The sequence below is a fragment of the Mesorhizobium sp. M0778 genome (assembly GCF_040320105.1).
Taxonomy (GTDB): Bacteria; Pseudomonadota; Alphaproteobacteria; order Rhizobiales; family Rhizobiaceae; genus Mesorhizobium.
This window is the reverse complement of the sequence record NZ_JAMYPA010000001.1, coordinates 344,492-365,361: the sequence shown is the minus strand read 5'-3', so window position 1 is coordinate 365,361 and position 20,870 is coordinate 344,492. Positions and strand designations below refer to the sequence as shown.

20 protein-coding genes are annotated in these 20,870 nt (G+C 64.7%); 4 read left to right on the top strand and 16 right to left on the bottom strand.

The genetic code is table 11. The annotated features are described in order from the left end of the window. Positions 1-55 precede the first annotated feature (55 nt). Entirely contained in the window at positions 56-709 is a 654-nt protein-coding gene (locus NKI22_RS01820; protein ID WP_023719664.1) for a GntR family transcriptional regulator, read from the top strand. Positions 710-723: 14 nt separating this feature from the next. On the opposite strand, the gene NKI22_RS01815 is transcribed toward NKI22_RS01820, so the two are convergent. From NKI22_RS01815 to NKI22_RS01805, 3 genes are all read right to left on the bottom strand, one after another. Further along, positions 724-1,038: a hypothetical protein gene (locus NKI22_RS01815; RefSeq protein WP_023719665.1), complete on the bottom strand. Its 315-nt coding sequence runs from the start codon at positions 1,036-1,038 to the stop codon at positions 724-726. 304 nt (positions 1,039-1,342) lie between these two features. Continuing rightward, entirely contained in the window at positions 1,343-1,642 is a 300-nt protein-coding gene (locus NKI22_RS01810; RefSeq protein WP_023719666.1) for a hypothetical protein, read from the bottom strand. A 307-nt stretch (positions 1,643-1,949) separates the two neighbouring features. After that, complete coding sequence (locus NKI22_RS01805) at positions 1,950-3,446, bottom strand: CoA-acylating methylmalonate-semialdehyde dehydrogenase (protein WP_023719667.1); 1,497 nt, start codon at positions 3,444-3,446, stop codon at positions 1,950-1,952. A 375-nt stretch (positions 3,447-3,821) separates the two neighbouring features. Here NKI22_RS01805 and NKI22_RS01800 point away from each other — a divergent pair, with 375 nt between their 5' ends. Then, complete coding sequence (locus NKI22_RS01800) at positions 3,822-4,703, top strand: LysR family transcriptional regulator (RefSeq protein WP_352480948.1); 882 nt, start codon at positions 3,822-3,824, stop codon at positions 4,701-4,703. A 38-nt stretch (positions 4,704-4,741) separates the two neighbouring features. Here the strand turns inward: NKI22_RS01800 and NKI22_RS01795 are convergent, their stop codons facing one another. From NKI22_RS01795 to rsfS, 8 genes are all read right to left on the bottom strand, one after another. After that, complete coding sequence (locus tag NKI22_RS01795; protein WP_352494141.1) at positions 4,742-5,998, bottom strand: D-amino acid dehydrogenase; 1,257 nt, start codon at positions 5,996-5,998, stop codon at positions 4,742-4,744. Between the two features lie 138 nt (positions 5,999-6,136). After that, complete coding sequence (gene alr, locus NKI22_RS01790; protein ID WP_352937330.1) at positions 6,137-7,306, bottom strand: alanine racemase; 1,170 nt, start codon at positions 7,304-7,306, stop codon at positions 6,137-6,139. A 29-nt stretch (positions 7,307-7,335) separates the two neighbouring features. Continuing rightward, positions 7,336-7,857 carry an RNA pyrophosphohydrolase gene (locus tag NKI22_RS01785; protein ID WP_352480951.1) on the bottom strand — a complete coding sequence of 174 codons (522 nt, stop codon included), beginning with the start codon at positions 7,855-7,857 and terminating at the stop codon, positions 7,336-7,338. A gap of 1 nt (position 7,858) precedes the next feature. Further along, entirely contained in the window at positions 7,859-9,070 is a 1,212-nt protein-coding gene (locus NKI22_RS01780) for a divergent polysaccharide deacetylase family protein (protein ID WP_352494139.1), read from the bottom strand. Between the two features lie 198 nt (positions 9,071-9,268). Next, positions 9,269-10,594, bottom strand: coding sequence for a S41 family peptidase (locus tag NKI22_RS01775; RefSeq protein ID WP_023719673.1), 1,326 nt, complete (start codon positions 10,592-10,594; stop codon positions 9,269-9,271). Beyond that, positions 10,595-11,938, bottom strand: a complete 1,344-nt coding sequence (locus NKI22_RS01770; protein ID WP_352494137.1) for a murein hydrolase activator EnvC family protein — start codon at positions 11,936-11,938, stop codon at positions 10,595-10,597. It abuts the gene before it with no gap. Between the two features lie 151 nt (positions 11,939-12,089). Then, on the bottom strand, positions 12,090-12,572 hold the full coding sequence (gene rlmH / locus NKI22_RS01765; protein WP_023719675.1) for a 23S rRNA (pseudouridine(1915)-N(3))-methyltransferase RlmH: 483 nt from the start codon (positions 12,570-12,572) through the stop codon (positions 12,090-12,092). A 61-nt stretch (positions 12,573-12,633) separates the two neighbouring features. After that, a complete protein-coding gene (gene rsfS, locus NKI22_RS01760) occupies positions 12,634-13,011 on the bottom strand; it encodes a ribosome silencing factor (protein WP_023678068.1) in 378 nt (125 codons plus the stop codon). 240 nt (positions 13,012-13,251) lie between these two features. On the opposite strand from rsfS, the gene NKI22_RS01755 reads away from it, so the two are divergent. Continuing rightward, positions 13,252-14,109 (top strand): mechanosensitive ion channel family protein, encoded by an 858-nt coding sequence (locus NKI22_RS01755; protein WP_023719676.1) that lies wholly within the window; start codon positions 13,252-13,254, stop codon positions 14,107-14,109. Positions 14,110-14,138: 29 nt separating this feature from the next. Here the strand turns inward: NKI22_RS01755 and NKI22_RS01750 are convergent, their stop codons facing one another. The 5 genes from NKI22_RS01750 to obgE form a co-directional block, all read right to left on the bottom strand. Further along, the gene (locus NKI22_RS01750) at positions 14,139-15,428 is read right to left on the bottom strand and encodes an MFS transporter (protein ID WP_023719677.1); all 1,290 of its coding nucleotides are present in this window, start codon (positions 15,426-15,428) and stop codon (positions 14,139-14,141) included. Between the two features lie 72 nt (positions 15,429-15,500). Continuing rightward, positions 15,501-16,088 carry a nicotinate-nucleotide adenylyltransferase gene (locus NKI22_RS01745; RefSeq protein ID WP_031194203.1) on the bottom strand — a complete coding sequence of 196 codons (588 nt, stop codon included), beginning with the start codon at positions 16,086-16,088 and terminating at the stop codon, positions 15,501-15,503. Between the two features lie 249 nt (positions 16,089-16,337). After that, a complete protein-coding gene (locus NKI22_RS01740) occupies positions 16,338-17,624 on the bottom strand; it encodes a glutamate-5-semialdehyde dehydrogenase (protein ID WP_352815009.1) in 1,287 nt (428 codons plus the stop codon). A gap of 13 nt (positions 17,625-17,637) precedes the next feature. Then, positions 17,638-18,792 (bottom strand): glutamate 5-kinase, encoded by a 1,155-nt coding sequence (gene proB / locus NKI22_RS01735; protein ID WP_023719680.1) that lies wholly within the window; start codon positions 18,790-18,792, stop codon positions 17,638-17,640. Between the two features lie 2 nt (positions 18,793-18,794). Then, positions 18,795-19,826: a GTPase ObgE gene (gene obgE / locus NKI22_RS01730; RefSeq protein ID WP_023719681.1), complete on the bottom strand. Its 1,032-nt coding sequence runs from the start codon at positions 19,824-19,826 to the stop codon at positions 18,795-18,797. A 170-nt stretch (positions 19,827-19,996) separates the two neighbouring features. On the opposite strand from obgE, the gene NKI22_RS01725 reads away from it, so the two are divergent. Continuing rightward, the gene (locus NKI22_RS01725) at positions 19,997-20,866 is read left to right on the top strand and encodes an endonuclease/exonuclease/phosphatase family protein (protein ID WP_352588214.1); all 870 of its coding nucleotides are present in this window, start codon (positions 19,997-19,999) and stop codon (positions 20,864-20,866) included. Positions 20,867-20,870: the final 4 nt, after the last annotated feature.

Sequence of the window (20,870 nt, the reverse complement as noted above, 5' to 3'; positions counted from 1 at the left end):
CCTGTCAACGTTGAATCTGATATGATATATCAAAAATATATCAGGAGACGCCGCATTGGTATATGACAACCCAGGCTCCGAGCCGGCGACTGCGAAGGCCTACCGCAGGCTCGAGCATATGATCGTAACGCTCGAACTGGCGCCCGCGAGCTTCATCACCGAGGGGGCGCTGATCGACAGGCTCGGCCTTGGCCGCACCCCGGTGCGCGAAGCGATCCAGCGGCTGGCCTGGGAGGGGCTGCTCGAGGTCCGGCCGCGTGCCGGCATTGCCATTGCCCCGCTTCACCCTGGCGACTGGCTGCGCGTCCTCGACGCCCGCCGCGGCGTCGAGGTCGTGCTTGCCCGCTCGGCCGCCCGCTTCGTCACCCGCGAGGCCGCCGACCTGTTTCATGACGCAGCGCTGGCCATGCAAAAGGCCGTGATTTCGGAAAATGTTCTTTGCTTCATCCAAGCCGACAAGGCGCTTGATGAGGCGCTGGCGCTGGCTGCAGACAACCCGTTCGCGGCGCGCCTGGCGGCGCCCTTGCAAACCCACAGCCGCCGCTTCTGGTTCCGCTACAAGGCCGATACCGGCTTGGCCGAATCCGCCGAGCACCATGTCGCATTGATCCGCTCGATCCTCGCCGGCGACGAAGAGGCCGCGGCCAAGGACGCCAAGCGGCTGATGGCGTTGCTGCGCGGCCACGCTGAGGCAGCTGCTACGCGCTGACGCCGCCCGCTCCCTCATGAGTTTTGGCCGGGCAGGGCGTCCACGCTTTCCCAATTTTCGCCGGCTGCGACAATGCAGCTTCTGCCGGCGACGTCGGTCACGATGACCGTCCAGCTTCCGCTATCGGCGACAAAAACTTCCATGACCGCCTCCTGACCGATCAGTCCGAGAGCAAACTGTCTTTCCTGGAAATTCTCGGCCAGGTGGGCGACGAGGTCGCCATGTTCAACGCAGTATTGATATTGGGCGCTTGCGGCATTCGTACCCACCGCGAATAAGCCAGCAAAAGCTACGGTCTTCACCCATCCTAACAGCGATTTGCGTGCCATAGGGCACCTCCTTTGCCATCACGATCCGGCAAAGGGAGGTGATTGACGGCCTCATTTTGCCGGAGCGATCCAGGCCGGTTCCGACGTCATCATCGCGTCGCTCCTTTCCGTGTTCCGGTCTGCCGCCAGCGGGAACGATTCTGGATGTTCTCGCTATGTTCCATATATGGTATCGCTAACGAAAAATAGCAAGCCGTGCGCGCCTCAAGTGGGCGCGGGGAGATCCGTTTCAAGGTCGCCGAGAACAGGGCCGCAGCCCGGCTGTCGTGCCGAGGCTGCGGCCAGGTGAATAGGAAGGCCTACTTCAGGTACCGGGCAGCGCCGCTATCGTCATCGCGCTCTCCCAGCCTTCGCCGACTGAAATCACGCAGCTTTGACCTTTTGTATCGCTGGCGAGGATGGTCCAGGTGCCCTTGTCGGAAACGAAGACTTCAAGCACCACATTCGGATTGACGACGCCAACCGCGCTCGGGTTTTCATGAAACTTCTCGCCGAGCGCCTTGACCATATCGGCGCGTGCCGCGCATTGCTCGGCAGCCATTGCCGGGATGGCGGAAAGCGCCGCCGTTGCCGCGCAAGCTATGATCGCCATGAGACGTGTCATCTGACATCTCCTTTGCGCCGGACGATATCCCCCGGAGCCGTCACCAGCGCCGTTGGTTGATCTGCCAACTCCTCCTTCGCGGCAGGACTGCAACCTAAGAGGATTGCTGCCTTCTTGGTTCCATCACATTCGTGTTCATGCCGATGAAGACGGCGACAAAAAAGGCCCGGGCTCCAAGCCCGGGCCTTTTCTTGCTTTCTGCGATTTGGATCAGTTCATCGTCGGGATGACGAACTCGGCGCCGTCCTTCACGCCGGCCCGCGCGCCCGCAGCCGAAGCGAGGACGCGCAGACAGGAAACCGTCCGGCTAATTCATCGTCGGGATGACGAACTCGGCGCCGTCCTTCACGCCGGACGGCCAGCGCGACGTCACCGTTTTGGTCTTGGTGTAGAAGCGGAACGCGTCCGGCCCGTGCTGGTTGAGGTCGCCGAACGAGGACGCCTTCCAGCCGCCAAACGTATAGTAGGCGATCGGCACCGGGATCGGCACGTTGATGCCGACCATGCCGACCTGGACTCGCGAGGCGAAATCCCGCGCCGCATCGCCGTCGCGGGTGAAGATGGCGACGCCATTGCCCATCTCGTGCTCGTTGGCGAGCTTGATGGCGTTTTCGTAAGTCGGCGCGCGCACCACCGACAGCACCGGCCCAAAGATCTCTTCCTTGTAAATGCGCATGTCGGCAGTCACGTTGTCGAACAGGCAGCCGCCCATATAGTAGCCGTTCTCGTAGCCCTGCATGGAAAAGCCGCGGCCATCGACCACCAGCTTGGCGCCTTCCTTGACGCCGGTGTCGACATAGGATTTGACCCGCTCCAGCGCCTGCGCCGTGACCAGAGGGCCGAAATCGGCGGAAGAATCCGTCGACGGACCGACCTTCAGGCTCTCGACGCGCGGCACCAGTTTTTCCATTAGGCGGTTGGCGGTGTCGTTGCCGACCGGGACGGCCACCGAGATCGCCATGCAGCGCTCGCCGGCCGAGCCGTAGCCGGCGCCGATCAGCGCGTCGACGGTCTGGTCCATGTCGGCATCGGGCATGATGATCATGTGGTTCTTGGCGCCGCCGAAGCACTGCACGCGCTTGCCGGCCGCGCAGCCGCGCGAATAGATGTACTGGGCGATCGGTGTCGAGCCGACGAAACCGATAGCCTTGATGTCGGGATCGTCGAGGATGGCGTCGACCACTTCCTTGTCGCCGTTGACGACATTGAGGATGCCCGCCGGCAGGCCGGCCTCGATGAACAGTTCGGCAATCCGCATCGGCACGCCCGGATCGCGCTCCGACGGCTTGAGGATGTAGGCATTGCCGCAGGCGATGGCCGGCGCGATCTTCCATAACGGGATCATCGCTGGAAAATTGAACGGCGTGATGCCGGCGACGACGCCGAGCGGCTGGCGCATCGAATAGACGTCGATGCCGGGGCCGGCGCCATCGGTGAACTCGCCCTTCATCATATGCGGCGCACCGATGCAGACCTCGACCACTTCGAGGCCACGCTGGATGTCGCCCTTGGCGTCGGCGACGGTCTTGCCGTGTTCGCGCGCCAATATCTCGGCCAGCGCATCATACTCCTTGGCGACCAGCTCGAGGAACCGCATCAAGACGCGCACGCGCCGCTGCGGGTTGGTTGCCGCCCAGCCGGGCTGTGCCGCCTTGGCGTTTTCGACCGCTGCGCGCAATTCCGCCTGCGAAGCCAACGCCACCGTGCCACGCACCGTGCCGTCCATCGGCTGCATGACGTCCTGCTTGCGGCCGCTGGTTCCGGCGACACGCTTGCCGCCGATGAAATGACCGTATTCGATCATGGTCTCTCTCCCTGGTTCGTGATGAGGCATTGTCCGCCTTTGCGGGAGCGATGGCAACGCGAGTGAAAACGCAACCGTTGTGCAGAAAATAGATAGCGGCGCGCGATTGTGCATCAAATGGCGCAAATGGTAGGGAGTGTACTCCTATCGCTTGGATTGCTGAGTTGAGTTTCTTCACACCCCCCTGTGTCCTGCCGGACATCTCCCCCGCAAGGGGGGAGATTGGCGACTTCGGCCTTACCGCCCTTTTTGCGACGTTGGAGATTGGCGAAAGCCGACCGGACATCCGATCTCCCCCCTTGCGGGGGAGATGGCCGGCAGGCCAGAGGGGGGTGGGCGGGAACACGGCGCTCTTTATCGAAACGGACCATCCCCATGAACTGGGATGACGTTCGCATCTTCCTTGCCGTGGCGCGCGCCGGCCAGATCCTCGGCGCCGCCAGGCGGTTGGAGCTCAATCACGCGACCGTCTCGCGCCGCATTGCCGCCCTCGAGGATGCATTCAGGACAAAACTGTTTCGCCGGCTTACCACCGGCAGCGAGCTGACGCCGGCAGGCGAACGTTTCCTCGAAATCGCCGAACGCATGGAGGGCGACATGATCGCCGCGCGCTCGACCGTTTCAGGCGAAGGCGACGACGTTTCGGGCACCGTGCGCATCGGCGCGCCGGACGGTTTTGGCGTCGCCTTCCTGGCCAGGCGCCTCGGCGCGCTGACCGCTCTGCACCGTGAACTCACCATCCAGCTGGTGCCGGTACCGCGCTCCTTCTCGTTATCCCGGCGCGAGGCCGACATTGCCATCACCGTCGAACGGCCGACGGAAGGCCGGCTGGTGGCGGGAAAGCTGGTCGACTACACGCTCGGCCTGTTCGCGTCGCGGGCCTACGCCGACACGCATGGCCTGCCCGGAAGCGCCGCCGAGCTGGGCCAGCACACGCTGATCGGCTACGTGCCGGACCTGATCGTCAGTCCCTCGCTCGACTACGCGGCCGAATTCAGCGCCGACTGGCGCACCAGCTTCGCCATTTCCTCAGCGCTCGGCCAGGCCGAAGCGGTGCGTTCCGGCGCCGGCATCGGCATACTGCACACCTTCGTTGCCCACTCGATGCCGGAGTTGGTGCCTCTCGATATCGTCGCACCCATCCGCCGCGCCTACTGGCTGGTCTATCATGAATCGGTCAGGCCGCTGCGCCGCGTTCAGATCGTCGCGAGCTTCATCACCAAGGCCGTCGAACGGGATCGGGGATTGTTCGCGTGAGATCTATCGGCCGCTGGCTGTCTTAGCTGCTGGGGGTCTTACTTGGCGTATCGTCCCGGCCCGAGATCGCCGACGTCGATGTCTGGCACCCGGCTGGAGATGATGTCGGCCAGAACCTTGGCCGAGCCGCAGGCCATGGTCCAGCCGAGCGTGCCGTGGCCGGTATTGAGATAGAGATTGGAGAAATCGGTGCGCCCGATCAGCGGCGGCCCGTCCGGCGTCATCGGCCGCAGCCCGCACCAGAAGGTGGCCGACCGCATGTCGCCGCCGCCCGCGAAAAGGTCGCCGACCGAATGTTCGAGCGTGCGGCGCCGCGATTCGTGCAGCCGCATGTCGAAGCCGGAGATTTCCGCCGTGCCGCCGACCCGGATACGGTCGCCGAGGCGGGTGATCGCCACCTTGTAGCTCTCGTCCATCACCGTCGACACCGGCGCGGCGGCGGCGTCCTTGATCGGCAGGGTGATCGAATAGCCCTTGACCGGGTAGACCGGGATGGGCCGCTTCAGCATGCGCATGAACCGCGCCGAATAGCTGCCCATCGCCATCACATAGGCGTCAGCGACCATCCAGCCCTTGCTGGTGCTGATGTTGGTGATGCGATCGCGCTTCTTGACGACGCGCCGTATCTCCGTGTCGTATTCGAAGGTGACGCCGCGTGCCGCGCAAAGCTCCGCAAGCCTGTCGGTGAACATCTTGCAGTCGCCGGTTTCGTCGCCGGGCAACCGCAGGCCACCGACGAATTTCTCGCGCACGCCAGCCAGCGCGGGCTCGGCAGCAATGCAGCCGTCGGGGTCGAGGACCTCATAAGGGACGCCATAGGTCTTCAGCACCTCGACATCGCCGCCGACGCCATCGAGCTGCTTTTGCGTTCGGAAAAGCTGCAGCGTACCCTTGGCGCGCTCGTCATAGGCGATGCCGGTCGCCTCGCGCAGCGCCTTCAGCGTGTCGCGGCTGTATTCGGCCAGCGGCACCATGCGCGCCTTGTTCAGCGCGTAGCGTTCAGCCGTGCAATTGCGCAGCATCTTGACCAGCCATATCCACATATGCGGATCGAGCGCCGGCCGCACCACCAGCGGACCATGCTTCATCAACAGCCATTTGACGGCCTTCAGCGGAACGCCGGGCCCGGCCCAGGGCGAGGCATAGCCGGGCGAGATCTCGCCGGCATTGGCAAAGCTGGTTTCCAGCGCCGGGCCTTTCTGGCGGTCGATCACCGTCACCTGATGGCCGGCCTCGGCAAGAAAATAGGCGGTGGTGACCCCGATCACACCGCCGCCCAGCACGAAGATCTTCATCGCTTAGTTCTCCGCAACGGCGTCTCGTCAGGGTTCGGGTCCGGGATCATCGCCGCCTTCTGTCTGCCGGATTCTGCGGCGTCCGCCAAGTGCCGATGCTGAGGGAAACGACATGCGTGAGGACAACAAGCTTGCGTCCTAGCCATTCACATAGCGCCGGTGGAAGCGGTGGCCGAGGCTGGTCAAGACCTCATAGCCGATGGTGCCGGCCTGGCCGGCTACCTGGTCCACGGTCTGCGACGACGGCTCGATCAGTTCGACGAGGTCGCCGGCCTTCAGCTTGCCGGGCGGCAATGCGGAAATGTCAAGGATGATCGAATCCATCGAAACCCGGCCGATGAAGGGCAGCCGCACATTTTCGAACCAGGCAGCGGAAGCGGCGCGTCGATGCCAGCCATCGCCGTAGCCGAGCGAAATCGTCGCCGCGGCAAGCGGGGCCTTGGTGTGGAAAGTGTGGCCGTAGCCGACACCGGCGCCGGCCTCCAGCATCCGCGTCTGGATGACCTTGGCTTGCAATCGCACCACCGGCAGCATCGGGTTGTCCTTCGCCGGCGTCGGATTGATGCCATAGAGAGCGGCACCCGGACGAACGAGGTCGTAGTGATAGCGCTGCCCGAGAAAAATGCCTGATGAATTGGCAAGCGACGCCGGCGCTCCCGGCAGCATCCGGCGCAGCCGTTCGAATTCCAGCCGTTGCTGCTCGTTGGCCGGTTGCTCGGGTTCGTCGGCGCAGGCGAGATGGCTCATCACGAAGGTCAGTTCGACACCATCGAAAGCCTGCGGATCCTGCGCGATGGCTTTCACCTCCTCGGGCGCCATGCCGAGCCGCGACATGCCGCTGTCGACCTGGACGGCGGCAGGCAATTTATGGCCCACCCGCCCGGCCATCTCGCGCCATGCCGCAAGTTGGCTGGCGCTGTTGACGACAGTGCAAAGCCCCGCCGCAACCGCTTCCCGTTCCGCACCTGGCGGAATGCCGTTCAGCACGTAGATGGCCGGGTCTGAGCCGAGCGCCTTGCGCAGCAAGACGCCGCCGGCCAAATGCGCGACGAAGAAAATATCACAGCCTTCAGCCATCAGCGCCGCCGCCACCGGCGCCGCGCCAATCCCGTAACCGTCGGCCTTGACCACTCCGGCACAGCTGACGCCGCCCAGACGCGCCTTCAGCCGCCGGTAATTCTCACGGACGGCGCCAAGGTCGATGGTCAGGATCGCCCCCGCCGCCGCTTCGCTGATCGGCTCACTCGGGGCGCCGGCCTGCGGTAGAGAGACGGTCTGCGGAAGGGATTTGCTGGAGATGTCGGTCATGCCGACCTGTTTTAGCGGAAGGCCGGCGGCTACGCCACCAGGTGCCGGAACGCTGCCACCACGTCTTCGTAGACCTTGCGCTTGAACGGCACGATCAGACCGGGCAGTTCCAGCATCGGCCGCCACGCCCACCGGTCGAACTCGGCCTTGTGGCCACCCGGCGGCGGATTGATTTCGATCTCGCTTTCGTCACCGTGGAAGCGGAAGGCAAACCATTTCTGCGTTTGGCCGCGATATCGTCCCTTGAAGGCGACGCCGACCAGATGGGCCGGCAGGTCGTATTTGATCCAGTGCGGCGCCTCGGCCAGCAGCGACACCGAGCGCATGCCGGTCTCTTCGTAAAGCTCGCGCTCCGCCGCGGGCAGCGGCTCCTCGCCATCGTCTATGCCGCCCTGTGGCATCTGCCAGAGCTGCGTGGTTCCAGCGAATTCGCTGTCCGGCTCGGCAATGCGATGGCCGACCCAGACCATGCCATCGCCATTGAGGACCATCACCCCTACGCAGGGCCGGTAGGGCAGTGTCTCGGCGTCAACGAGCTTGTTCTTTGCCATGTCAGCCTTTTTCCGGATCTATGGCCACCGCCGAAATCGGCACGATCTCGATGCCGCGCTTCTTGGCCTCGGTCACCCAGGACGACACGGTATCGACTGTCAGGTCGAAGGCCGAGCCGATGCCGACGGCAAAGCCTTTCGCCCGTGCCGTCGCTTCCAGCCCATCCAGTTTCTTCAATATGGCGCCGCGGTCCTGCACCGCGTCGATCGCCGTATCGCCGCCGACGAACGGCACGCCGTCCTTCAGCGCCAATTCGGATGCCAGGCTGCGCGCCGACGAACCGTCGTCGACATAGGCCAGACCACGCTTGCCAAGCTCGGCCATCAACGGCCCCATCGCCGTCGCGTCGGCCGAAAAGCGGGCGCCCATATAGTTCATGACGCCGGTGTAGTTGGTCGTTCGCGACAGCGCCCAGCGTAAATTCTTCAAATTCTCGTCCGGCGCCGCTGCCACGGTCAGCGTGTTACGGCCGGGGTTGACGTTCGGATAGTCGAACGGCTCGAGCGGCACCTGCATGATGACCTCATGGCCGCCTTGCCGCGCCACCTGCATCCAGCGGCCGATGCTGTTGCCTTGCGGCGCGAAGGCCAGCGTCACTTCCGCCGGCAGCTTGGCGATGGCTGCCTGCGTGCCGGTCTGCGACACGGCAAGCCCGCCGATGACGAGCGCCACGCGTGCACCGCGTGCGCCGGACCACGGCCGCGCATAGACATCGAACGGGCGCCGGCCGTCGGCGGCGCGGATCGGCAGCGGACCGGTCTCGCTGGCCTCGATCAGCGCCTTGTCGGGAATGTGCGCGATCCTGAGGTTCTGGCCGATCGTCGAAGGGTCGCGGATGACAATGGCCGCCTTGGGCGGACCGTCGCCCTCTTCGGTCTGGACATGGATGATCTGCGGACCGCCCATCTTCCCGCTTGTCGTTTGTTCGCCCGTCTTCTGTTCGCTTGCGTTGCTTGGCGCTTCCGTTGCGGGCGTCGCCTTGGCCGGCGCCGCGGCGGGATCCGCCGCTGCCGGCATCTTCGGCGTCGAAACGGCGACTTCTTGCGGCTTGCGGAACGGCTTGTCGCGCAAGGCGATCGCGCCGGAAACGCCGACCACGGCCAGCACGACGAGCGCGGCCGCGACTGCACCGGCGCTGATCCTGCTGCCTGGGCGCGGCGCCCGGATCGCCTGTCCGAGAGGTCGTTCTATGTCCTTGCCGATATCAGCCAAGCCCGCACCCCCGGCGCGCATCTCCGAAGTGAAACCTCCGGAGGCGCAAATCCAAAATGTCGGCGCGTCCCCTCGCTTCACTGGACGCGCAGCATGCCGGCCGCGGCCCCGAATCAAACTGCCGGAGCCTCGCGGCCCCGGCAGCATCGCATCGCTTCGCTCAGGCAGCCAGACCTGTTTGGCCCGGCTTGCCTGCCCTTATTGGTTCAACACGGCCTTCTGCGGATTCGGTGGGAACGCCGGATCGGTCTTCTGGCCGCGCAGCAGCTGCTCGGCATAGATGAGCTGCAAATCGTCCTTCGGTTCCGGCGGCACATAGGCTGCCGAGCCCGAACCGGTCGTGCCTTCGTCGGCGCCCTTGATATGGCCCTTGAGGTCGGATTCGCCGCGCGTCAGGTCCCTGCCCTGCAGTTCCGCCGGCAGCGGCTGGTCAACCTTGATATCGGGCGTGATGCCCTTGCCCTGGATCGACTTGCCGGACGGTGTGTAATAGAGCGCCGTCGTCAACCGCAGCGCCCCGTTCTCGCCAAGCGGAATGATGGTCTGCACCGAACCCTTGCCGAAGGACTGCGTGCCGACCACCGTGGCGCGGCGCAGATCCTGCAGCGCGCCGGCAACGATTTCCGAGGCACTGGCCGAGCCGCCATTGACGAGCACGATCAGCGGCTTGCCGCCGATGTCGTCGCCGGCCCGCGCGTCGAAGCGGGTGACGTCCTTCGGATCGCGGCCGCGCGTCGAGACGATCTCGCCACGGTCGAGGAAGGCATCCGACACACTCACCGCCTGGTCGAGCAAACCGCCCGGATTGAGGCGCAGGTCGAGCACGTAACCCTTGAGCTTGTCGTTCGGCACCTGCTTCTTGATGGTGTCGATGGCATTCTCGAGGTCGTCATAGGTCTTTTCGGTAAAGGAGGTGATCTTCATGTAGCCGATGTCGTTTTCGACCCGGAACTTCACCGCCTTGACCTTGATGATGTCGCGCACGACCGTCAATTCGATCGGCTTGTCGGCGCCCTGGCGCAGGATGGTGAGCTTGATCGGCGTGTTGACAAGCCCGCGCATCTTCTCGACGGCGTCGTTGAGCGTCAGGCCGCGGACCTCCTCGCCGTCGATCTTGGCGATATAGTCGCCGGCGAGCACACCAGCCTTGGCGGCCGGCGTATCGTCGATCGGCGTGATCACCTTGACCAGGTCGTTCTCCATGGTGACCTCGATGCCGAGGCCGCCGAACTCGCCCTTGGTCTGCACGCGCATGTCCTGCGCTTCTTCGGCATTCATGTAGGAGGAGTGCGGGTCGAGCGAGGACAGCATGCCGTTAATGGCATTTTCGACCAGCGATTTGTCGTCGGGCGGCGTCACATAATTCGCCCGCACCCGCTCGAAGATATCGCCGAAGATCGCCAGTTGCTTATAGGTCTCGGAGCCCGCAGCCTTCGCCGTCGAGCCGGGCGCGCCATAGACCAGGCTCATCGCCGATGCACCCATCAGCGCACCGGCAAACAGAAGCGACAGTTTCCGCATCATTCACGTCCTTCCAGAAAAACGGTCCGCCCACCATGGGGCCGGATCGACGGGTTTTCCATCCTTGCGGAACTCGACATAGAGCTCCGGCGTGGCATTTCCATTCTTCGATGCCGAGGTGCTCGCCACCCGGGCCTCTCCCATCGCGCCGACCGGCTCACCTGCGAGCACCGACTGGCCAGACGCGACGCTGATTCTGCTCATCCCCGCCAGGACGACATGATAGCCGTCACCCGCATTCAGGATCAAGAGTTGACCGTAAGAGCGGAAAGGCCCCGCATAAAGCACGTTTCCATCCGCCGGCGCTGTGACGATGGCTCCCGATTGTGTCGCAACCATGTCACCGAGCATCACCGCGCCGTTACCGTCGTTGGCCCCGAAGCGCCGCTTGATCCTGCCGGTGACCGGCAGCGCGATCTGCCCTTGAAGCGCGGAAAACGGCGCAGCAGCGGTGAGCCTGTTGCTCTCCGGCACCGGCAGCGAGGCCAGTTCCGTTGGCGCCGGGGCCGATGCCGGGCCCTTGTCGGCGTCCACCGTCTTTTGCTCGGCTGCCTTGGCCGCATCCGCCGCCTTGCGGGCCCTGTCGGCCTCGAGCGATGCGATCAGCTCTTTCAGGCTGCCGGCCTTGGCCGCCAGCGTCGCGGACCGTTGCTTTTCGGCGGCCAGCGCGGTTTGCGTATCGGCGGCGAGCTTCTGCTTGGCTTCGAGCAGCATGCCGAGCCGCTTTTTTTCCGCCGCCTGCTCGCCGACCGCTGCCGTCAGCCGCGCCCGCTCGGCCTCGATCGAGGCCGTCACCCGCGACTGCTCTTTGAGATCGGCCAGCAACATGTCGGTCTGCTGGCGCAGTTCCGGCACCACGGCACCGAGCAGGATGGCGCTGCGCACCGACGACAATGCGTCCTCCGGCTTGACCAGGATCGCCGGCGGCGGATTGAGCCCCATGCGCTGCAGCGCGCCGAGCACTTCGGCCAGAACGTCACGTCTGGCGGCCAGTGAGGCGCGTATCTTCTGCTCCTGCGCCTTCAGCCCTTCCAGCTTGCCGCCAATGTCCTCGATGTCCTGGCCGAGCTTCTGCTCGGTCATCGCCGACTGGATCAGTGCCGCGGTGATCGAGGCATGGTCCTTCTTGACCGCCGCTATGTCGGCGGCGAGCTTGGCCAGCCGCTCGGACGACAGCGTGATCTCTTTCGATACCTTTTCGTATTCGGCGCGGCTCTGGTCCGGGTCCGGCGCCAGGTCGAGCGTGTTCTCAGCCCGCGCGATCCCGAGCGAAACCACGATCACCGCCGCTGCGATGCCGTAGCGCACGCGCCAGGAGCCCGTTCGTGATTTCCAGTCTTCAGACATTGAAGCCCAACTCTATGCGCGGCTTCGTTAACGAACCATCAACCATGTTCGAGCCCGGCCGCCATCCGCAAACCCCTATGAGCCCAAACTGTCGATGAGCATTGGGGCAGAAATCCGGGCGACTGGCGTCAATTCGCTGATCGAACCGGCTTCATGAACGATGGTAGGGGTGGCCGGAAAGGATCGTGGCCGCCCTGTAAAGCTGCTCGCCCAGCATGACGCGGACCAGCTGATGCGGCCAGGTCAGCGCGCCGAGCGACACCGTCAGATCAGCCAAGTCACGCAGCGACTGGTCATGGCCGTCGGCGCCGCCAATGGCGATCACCAGCGCCTTGCGCCCGCCATCGCGCAGCAAGCTTATGCGGCCGGCGAAATCCTCGGAGGAAAGGTTCTTGCCGCGCTCATCCAGCAGCATCAGCGCCGTGCCCGGTTGCAAGTGGGTCTGCAGCTTCTGGCCTTCCTCGCGCCGGCGCTCATTGGCCGTCTGCGCGCGGCCTTCGGCAATCTCGGCGATCCCGGCGAATTCGAGGCCTACGGCAGGGCCGCTCTTGGCGAAACGCTCGAAATAGCGGTCGGCCAACTGCTTCTCGGGGCCGGCTTTCATTCGGCCCACGGCATGAACGGTAATCTTCATCCCTGCCTCGGAGAGCCGCTGATGCGTGTCGCACAACGACATGCATCAAGACGAATACGGCTCAGTGGAGGGTCTCTTCCTCAAGATCCGGCGCCTGCCACATCTTTTCGAGATTGTAGAAGTCGCGGACCTCGGGACGGAAGACATGGACGATGATGTCGCCCGAATCGATCAGGACCCAGTCGGCGCCAGCCAGCCCCTCGACGCGCGCCGTGCCGAGCCCGGCATCCTTGAGCGCCTTGAGGAGATGATCGGCGACAGCCGAGACATGACGGTGCGATCGGCCCGACGCGACGACCATGTAGTCGCCGAGGCTCGATTTCCCCTGAATGTCGATTGAGACGATGTTTTCGGCCTTGGAGTCTTCCAGACTGGCAAGGACTGTCTTGATGGCGCGGGACACGGCGTCGTTTACGCTGATCCCGGCCGGCGAAGGCACGATGTCGGCCTTCTTCCGCAGTGCTGTTCTCAGTGTATTTCCTTTCGCAGCAAGAACAACCAAATCACCTTTCAAATCAGGTGACACTGCTTAGATAGGCAGAGTTAGGTTGCAGTTTCAAGACACCGCTCGCAAGCAGACGCCCGGTAACGGCCGAATATGCGGCTTTTCCGGGCCAGAAATTCGGAACCGCCTCGCCCCGCAGCGGTTATCGGCTCATCCACGAACCGGAATCCCGACATGCCGATCGATCCTCAGAACGCCCTCCTCACCGTGCAATCCGGCCTGGCGCAACTCAGCACGCTGATCGTCTCCTACTCGCTTTCGGCGGTCGGCGCCGTCATCCTGCTGGTCATCGGCTACATCGTCGCCGGCCTCGCCGAGCGTTCGATCTATGCCGGCCTCGGCCACGTTCACGGCTTCGACGAAACGCTCCGCCATTTCTTCTCGCAGGTCGTCCGCTACGCCATCCTCGGGCTTGTCGTGATCATGGTTCTCGGCCAGTTCGGCGTGCAGACGGCTTCGATCATTGCCGCCATCGGTGCCGCCGGCCTGGCCATCGGTCTGGCGCTGCAAGGCACGCTGCAGAACATTGCCGCTGGCATCATGCTGCTGGCGCTGCGGCCGTTCCGCATCGGCGAATATGTCGAGGTCGGCGCCATATCCGGTACCGTCGAGGAGATCGGGCTGTTTGCAACAACGCTGAGGACGGTCGAAGGTGTCTACGTGCTTGCACCTAACTCGACCCTGTGGAACCAGCCGGTCCGCAATTTCACCCGCAATGGTGTGCGCCGCGGCGACATCACGCTCAGCATCGGCTCGTGGAACGACATCGATTTCGCGCAAAAGACCATGCTCGGTGTCGCCGCCGCCGACCGGCGCGTCAGGCGGCAGCCGGCGCCGATCGCCTTTGTCGCGACTGTCGGGGACAGCACCGTCGCCATCACCTTGCGCTACTGGACGGCGGCTGCCGATTTCTTCGCCGCCCAGATCGACCTCACCAAGAGTGTCAAGCAGGCGTTCGATGCCGAAGGCCTTTCAATTCCGGCGCCGGCGCCGCAAGCGCCGCAGCCGGAGGCCTCAGCCACGCAGCAATAGAGCATTTGAAGCCAGCCCGCAGATGGCCCTCAAAGCTCTCCGCGCCCGCGCTGATCTTCGGGCGCGAAGGCGAGATCGACAGGCAACGGCGCCTGCGCCGTCATCGGCGCGAAACTGCCAGTCTCGGTGGCGGGCACGGGCCGCACCATGCCGACGCGCCAGAGAACGAACAAGCAGTAGGCGGCGGCAATGACGATTGCCACATAGATGAAGGCCTGCGTGCCATAGATGGCGGAAAGCCCGGTCACAATGCCGGGCACGACGAAGCCGGACAGCGACCAGGCAAACAAGAGCGAGCTCGACAGCGCCACCATGTCGTCCTTGCCGGCGCGGTCGCCAGCATGGGCGCTGGCCAGCGAATAGATCGATTCCGAGGCGCCGTCCCAGACCACGTAGATGACGAGCAGCGTCGCCAGAGCGCCACCGTCGAAACCCAGTGCAAACAGGCCCGCCGCGGCGGCAAGCGCCGACGCCGCGATCAGCACAAAGCGCCGGTCGGTGCGGTCGGAAATCCAGCCGAGGGGAATCTGCAGGATCAGCGTGCCGACCGGCATTGCCGAAAGCAGCAAGGCGACGTCGGCCTGGCTGTAGCCTCTGGCGGTGGCATGGATTGGCGCAAAACCCGAAATCGTCATCGACAGGCCGCCGACGGCAAGCATGCCGGCAACGCCGACCGGCGAGATTCGCCAGGCGCGGCCGAGCGCCACCGACGCCGCTTGCGGCGCCGGTGGCTGCGCGAGCCGCGTCAGCCCGACGGGAAGGATCGACAGCGCGGTGAAGGCAATGCCGATCAGCGGCGCATCGGCCGCGCGGATATCGATCAACGCCAGCGTCGAATAGCCGACGCCGAGTCCGGCGACATAGGCAACGTAGAAGATAGCCATGACCCGGCCGCGGATGGCGTTTGCGACGACATCGTTCAGCCAGCTCTGCGCGACAATGAACAGGCCGCATATGGCAAAGCCGTAGAGCGCCCGTGCAGCGATCCATGGCAATGGGTGCGGCCCGGCGCCGACCGCGGCGTTGGACAGCACGATCAGCGCCGACAGTACCATGAACACGCGGGCATGGCCGACACGCCGCACCAGCGGCCCGGTCAGGATGCAGCCAGCGAGGCCGCCAGCCGAAAGGCCGGTGACGATCAGCCCCGCCCAAGTCGGATCGAAGCCCTCGGCGCCGAGCCGGACTGGGATATAGGCGAACATGAGCCCATTGCCGACGGCGATCAGCGCCATCGACAAGAGGATGCTGGCAATAGCGATCGAGGGCGCCGGCTGCCCTAGACCGTTCTTGTCCTGGTCGCGCTCGAGAATCGTCATGACCGAGGATCGCCCATCAAGCAGGTCAAGGCAGCGGCAAATGCGACATGGCTGGACTTGCCTTCCGCCCGCTCAGCCCTTTGCCACATTGCGGATCGCGCTCGACGACAGCGACGAACGCGGGCCGTGGATGAAGGTCCAGGCCGGCGCGTTCATGCGGGCGAGCCGCGGTGCGTCGCCTTCGTCGACGCGGGCATAGTCGAAAGTCTTGGCGACCACGGACGACAGGAACGACAGCGTCGCACCTGGCCGGTCGACCACCGCGATCGGGAACGTCATCACGATACGGCGCCAGCGCTGCCAGCGGTGGAAGTCGCGAAGCGAATCGGCCCCCATGATCCAGACGAAATCGACGCCGGGGTTACGCGCCTTGACCAACGCCAGCGTGTCGGCGGTGAAGCGGACGTGGTGGGCCGCCTCGAAGGCGGTGACCTTGATCTTCGGGTTCTTGGCGATCTTTTCAGACAGCTGCAGCCGCTCGGCCAGCGGCGCAAGTTCACCAGCGTTCTTGAGCGGATTGCCGGGCGTCACCATCCACCACAGCTGGTCGAGAGCAAGGCGTCTGAGCGCGATCTCGGCGACCAGCGCATGCCCGGCGTGCGGCGGATTGAACGAACCGCCAAACAGCCCGACCGCCACGCCTTTCCCGGCATGCGGCATCTTGAGGTAACGGGAGGATATGGCATGTTCGGACAAGGCAAGCATGCGTCAGGCACCCCCCTCTGCCCTGCCGGGCATCTCCCCCTCAAGGGGGGAGATTGTCAGCTTCAATGACAGCTTGAATTCTGCCCGCCCGGCAATTGGCGAAATCGCGAACGAGAGCTGATCTCCCCCCTTGAGGGGGAGATGTCCGGCAGGACAGAGGGGGGTGGCTGGGCGCAAGGCTTCAGGTTCTTTGAACACAAAGCTTCAAGGCCTCACCTGTCCCGACCCGCGTACACGATATTTGAACGACGTCAGTTGCTCGACGCCGACCGGTCCGCGGGCATGCATCTTGCCGGTGGCGATGCCGATTTCGGCGCCCATGCCGAATTCGCCGCCATCGGCAAACTGGGTCGAGGCGTTGTGCAGAAGGATCGCCGAATCGACCTCGTTGAAGAACCGGTCGACCGCTGTGGCGTCCTCGGCGACGATCGCCTCGGTGTGATGCGAGGAGAACGTCTCGATATGCTCGATCGCGCCGCCAATGCCGTCGACCAGCTTCACAGCGATGATCGCGTCGAGATATTCGGTCACCCAGTCTGCATCGGTCGCGGGCTGGGCATCGGCATAAAGCCTCAGCACCTCGGCATCGGCATGGATTTCGCATCCTGCCGCCCGTAGGGCCTCGAGGATCGGCACCAGGTGCGTGACGGCGACGGCACTGTCGACCAGCAGCGTCTCGGCAGCGCCGCACACCCCGGTGCGCCGCATCTTGGCATTGACCGCGATCTTGACCGCCATGTCGAGATCAGCCGATCGGTCGATATAGAGATGGCAGATGCCCTCGAGATGGGCGAAGACCGGCACCCGCGCCTCCTTCTGCACACGCTCGACCAGGCTGCGGCCGCCGCGCGGAATGATGACCTCGAGATTGCCGGAAAGCCCTTTCAGCATTTCGCCGACGGCGGCGCGATCGGTGGTCGGCACCAATTGTATGGCATCCTCCGGCAGCCCGGCTGCCTTCAGCCCCTCGACCAGGCAGGCATGGATCGCGGCGGAAGAATTCGCTGAATCCGAGCCGCCGCGCAGGATCACCGGATTGCCCGCCTTGAGGCAGAGCGCACCGGCATCGGCGGTCACGTTCGGCCGGCTCTCATAGATGACGCCGATGACGCCTAGCGGCGTGCGCACCCGTTCGATGTGCAACCCGTTCGGCCGGTCCCATCCAGCAATGATTTCGCCGATTGGGTCGCGCAACTCGGCGATCTCGCTGATGCCGTCTGCCATGGCGCGGATGCGGACGGGATCGAGCTTCAGCCGATCCATCGACGCTGCCGATAGGCCAGCCTCCTCGCCATTTCTGATGTCGATTGCGTTGGCGTCGAGGATATCCTGCTCATGCCGAAGGATCGCCTGAGCCATGCCGACCAGCGCCTTGTGCTTGCGCTCGGCCGCTGCGATGGCCAGCGGTCGGGCCGCGGCATGCGCGCGGCGGCCGATATCGGCCATCAGCGCGACGGTGTCATCCCGGGATTTTTCATGCAGCGTCAGCATGGCTCATCCTCCGCTATGTAACCTGGTCACCGACTACTTGCTCACCACCGGCATGGCTCACCACAAGGTCGTCGCGGTGGATCATCGCCGAACGCGCCTCGTAGCCGAGCACGGTTTCGATCTCGGTCGTCTTCAGCCCAGCGATCCTTACGGCATCGGCGGCATCATAGGCAACCAGCCCGCGCGCTATCTCGCGGCCCTCGGGCGACAGGATCGCCACCGTGTCGCCACGCGCAAAATTGCCGCTGACCAATTTGACGCCGGCCGGCAGCAGCGACTTGCCGGAGAGCAGCGCGCCGATGGCGCCGGCATCGACGGTCAGCCGGCCAGCCGGTTCGAGCTGCCCGGCGATCCAGGTCTTGTAACCTTTGACCGGGCTGCTGCTCGGCCGGAAGAAGGTGGCGCGCTCGCCGCGCTCGATTGCCAGCAGCGGCGACAGCCGCGTGCCTGATGTGATGATCATGGCGGTGCCGGCGGCGGTTGCAATCTTGCCGGCATCGAGCTTGGTGCGCATGCCGCCGCGCGACAATTCCGAAGCGGCGGCACCCGCCATCGCCTCGATGTCGGGGGTGATGCGGTCGACGATCGGAATGAACCGAGCGTGCGGGTCACGCGCAGGCGGTGCCGTGTAGAGCCCGTCAATGTCGGAGAGCAGCACCAAAAGGTCGGCGCCCATCATGGTGGCGACGCGCGCCGCCAGCCGGTCGTTATCGCCATAACGGATTTCGGAGGTGGCCACCGTATCGTTCTCGTTGATGACCGGCACCGCCTTCATCTTGAGCAGCGTCGAGATCGTCGCCCGCGCGTTGAGATAACGGCGGCGCTCTTCCGTGTCGCCGAGCGTCAACAGGATCTGTCCCGATTTCAAACCATTCTTGCCGAGCGCATCCGACCAGGCGCCGGCCAAGGCGATCTGCCCGACGGCGGCCGCCGCCTGGCTCTCCTCGAGCTTCAGCGCCCGCTTGCCGAGACCGAGGATGGTGCGGCCAAGTGCAATCGCACCGGAAGACACAACGAGAATTTCGGCGCCGCCATTGGCCAGCACGGCGATGTCGTCGGCAAGCGAGGCCAGCCAGTCGCGCTTCAGGCCCGTCGTGCGGTCGACAAGCAGCGCCGAGCCGATCTTGACGGCAATGCGCCGATAATTTTTCAGCGATTGCGCGGCCATGGCTATGCGTTCCAGCGCGTCTCGACCGGCGCAGCGACAGCTTCGCGCGCCTCCGCCACCACAGCCATCAGCGCGCGCAACACCGCCTCGACGCCCTCGCCGGTGACCGCCGAAAGCAGCATCGGCGCGCGGCCGGCGGCGCGTTTCAGCGAGGCGGCCTTCTTTTTGCGTGCGTCGGCATCGAGTATGTCGACCTGCGAGAGAGCGACGATCTCGACCTTGTCGGTCAGCCCGTTGCCATAGGCGTCGAGTTCGGCGCGCACGGTCTTGTAGGCCTTGCCCGGATTTTCTTCCTGCGCCGAGACGAGGTGCAGAAGGACGCGCGTGCGTTCGACATGGCCGAGAAAGCGGTCACCGATGCCGACGCCTTCATGCGCGCCTTCGATCAGGCCGGGAATGTCGGCAATGACGAATTCGCGCCCGTCGATGCGGGCCACGCCAAGGCCTGGATGCAGCGTGGTGAAGGGATAGTCGGCGATCTTCGGCTTGGCCGCGGTGACGGCCGCCAGGAAGGTCGACTTGCCGGCATTGGGCAGCCCGACCAGGCCGGCATCGGCGATCAGCTTCAGCCTGAGCCAGATATTGAGCTCTTCGCCCGGCAGTCCGGGGTTGGCGCGGCGCGGCGCCTGGTTGGTCGAGGTCTTGAAATGCTGGTTGCCGAAGCCGCCATTGCCGCCCTTGGCCAACAGGAAGCGCTGGCCGACGACCGTCAGATCGCAGATCAGCGTCTCATTGTCCTCGGCAAAGACCTGTGTTCCGGCCGGCACTTTCAGCGTCACGTCGGCACCCTTGGCGCCGGTCATGTTGCGGCCCATGCCGTGCGTCCCGGTCTTGGCCTTGAAATGCTGCTGGTAGCGATAGTCGATCAGCGTGTTTAGTCCGTCGACCGCCTCCACCCAGACATCGCCGCCGCGGCCGCCGTCGCCGCCGTCCGGGCCGCCGAACTCGATGAACTTTTCGCGCCGGAACGACACCGAACCGGCGCCGCCGTCGCCGGAGCGGATGTAGACCTTGGCTTGATCGAGAAATTTCATCGGATTGTATGGTTTCTGCTATTGGCTTTGCGGGTTGCTCTAAAGCAAGGCGGGTCGAAGGGCGAGGGCCGTTTTTGCTACTGTAACGTCGCGCGTATCTCTGGACGCGTAGCATTTGGTTGACCCTTGCCGAAAATCGATCTTCGGCTTTCCAAGCGCGAGATGTCGGAATGAAGCTGGTAACTTACAATATCCACTACGGCATCGGCCTCGACGGCCGCTATGATGTCGGTCGCATCGCCGATGCGGTGCGCGGCGCCGACGTGATCGCGCTGCAGGAGGTCACCCGCGCCAACCCGAAGAATGGCGGCCGCGACATGGTGGCCGAGCTCGGCGAGGCGCTGCCCGACTATTTTGCCGTCTACGGCAGCAATTTCGAAGCCGACGCCGGATCGCGCCTGGAGAACGGCCGCGCCATCACGACCACCTTCCAGCTCGGCAACATGGTGCTGTCGAGAACGCCGATCCATCTGTCGCGCAATCTCCTTTTGCCGCGCAGCCGCAGTTTCGAGGCGATGAACTTCCAGCGCGGCGCGCTGGAGGCGCTGATCGAAACGCCGCTTGGCTTCGTCCGCTTCTATTCCACTCATCTCGACCATCGCAGCCCGGTCGAACGCCTGAGCCAGATCCGCTTTCTGCGCGAACGCCTGTTGAACTACCCGCTCGAGGGCGGTGGGCTCTCCGGCGTCGCCGAGATCGGCTTACCGGACTTGCCTTGTCCCGAAGCCTTCGTCGTCATGGGCGACTTCAACATGCTCGCCGGATCGCCGGAACACGTCGAACTCGCCGGCCAGCCTGACCATGAATTCGGCATGCCGGTGACCGCCGACCTCGCCGTCGATGCCGCCGCGCGCCTCGGCGCGGCCGGCGCCGATCTCGTCACCTGGGTCGACCCCAAGCGGCCGGGCGATGCCAGCCGCCACAAGCGCATCGACTATATCTTCACCAGCGCCTCGCTTACCAAATCGCTGAGGCGCCTGTGGGTCGACCGGCAAGCGGCCGGTTCGGATCACTTGCCGGTCTGGGTCGAGATGGCGTGACGTC

Excerpts from the sequence above, each read along its gene's own strand:
- NKI22_RS01815 (WP_023719665.1), bottom strand. The coding sequence starts at position 1,038 with ATGGCACGCAAATCGCTGTTAGGATGGGTGAAGACCGTAGCTTTTGCT.
- NKI22_RS01810 (WP_023719666.1), bottom strand. The coding sequence starts at position 1,642 with ATGACACGTCTCATGGCGATCATAGCTTGCGCGGCAACGGCGGCGCTT.
- NKI22_RS01805 (WP_023719667.1), bottom strand. The coding sequence starts at position 3,446 with ATGATCGAATACGGTCATTTCATCGGCGGCAAGCGTGTCGCCGGAACC.
- NKI22_RS01800 (WP_352480948.1), top strand. The coding sequence starts at position 3,822 with ATGAACTGGGATGACGTTCGCATCTTCCTTGCCGTGGCGCGCGCCGGC.
- NKI22_RS01795 (WP_352494141.1), bottom strand. The coding sequence starts at position 5,998 with ATGAAGATCTTCGTGCTGGGCGGCGGTGTGATCGGGGTCACCACCGCC.
- alr (WP_352937330.1), bottom strand. The coding sequence starts at position 7,306 with ATGACCGACATCTCCAGCAAATCCCTTCCGCAGACCGTCTCTCTACCG.
- NKI22_RS01785 (WP_352480951.1), bottom strand. The coding sequence starts at position 7,857 with ATGGCAAAGAACAAGCTCGTTGACGCCGAGACACTGCCCTACCGGCCC.
- NKI22_RS01775 (WP_023719673.1), bottom strand. The coding sequence starts at position 10,594 with ATGATGCGGAAACTGTCGCTTCTGTTTGCCGGTGCGCTGATGGGTGCA.
- NKI22_RS01770 (WP_352494137.1), bottom strand. The coding sequence starts at position 11,938 with ATGTCTGAAGACTGGAAATCACGAACGGGCTCCTGGCGCGTGCGCTAC.
- rlmH (WP_023719675.1), bottom strand. The coding sequence starts at position 12,572 with ATGAAGATTACCGTTCATGCCGTGGGCCGAATGAAAGCCGGCCCCGAG.
- NKI22_RS01755 (WP_023719676.1), top strand. The coding sequence starts at position 13,252 with ATGCCGATCGATCCTCAGAACGCCCTCCTCACCGTGCAATCCGGCCTG.
- NKI22_RS01750 (WP_023719677.1), bottom strand. The coding sequence starts at position 15,428 with ATGACGATTCTCGAGCGCGACCAGGACAAGAACGGTCTAGGGCAGCCG.
- NKI22_RS01745 (WP_031194203.1), bottom strand. The coding sequence starts at position 16,088 with ATGCCGCATGCCGGGAAAGGCGTGGCGGTCGGGCTGTTTGGCGGTTCG.
- NKI22_RS01740 (WP_352815009.1), bottom strand. The coding sequence starts at position 17,624 with ATGCTGACGCTGCATGAAAAATCCCGGGATGACACCGTCGCGCTGATG.
- proB (WP_023719680.1), bottom strand. The coding sequence starts at position 18,792 with ATGGCCGCGCAATCGCTGAAAAATTATCGGCGCATTGCCGTCAAGATC.
- obgE (WP_023719681.1), bottom strand. The coding sequence starts at position 19,826 with ATGAAATTTCTCGATCAAGCCAAGGTCTACATCCGCTCCGGCGACGGC.
- NKI22_RS01725 (WP_352588214.1), top strand. The coding sequence starts at position 19,997 with ATGAAGCTGGTAACTTACAATATCCACTACGGCATCGGCCTCGACGGC.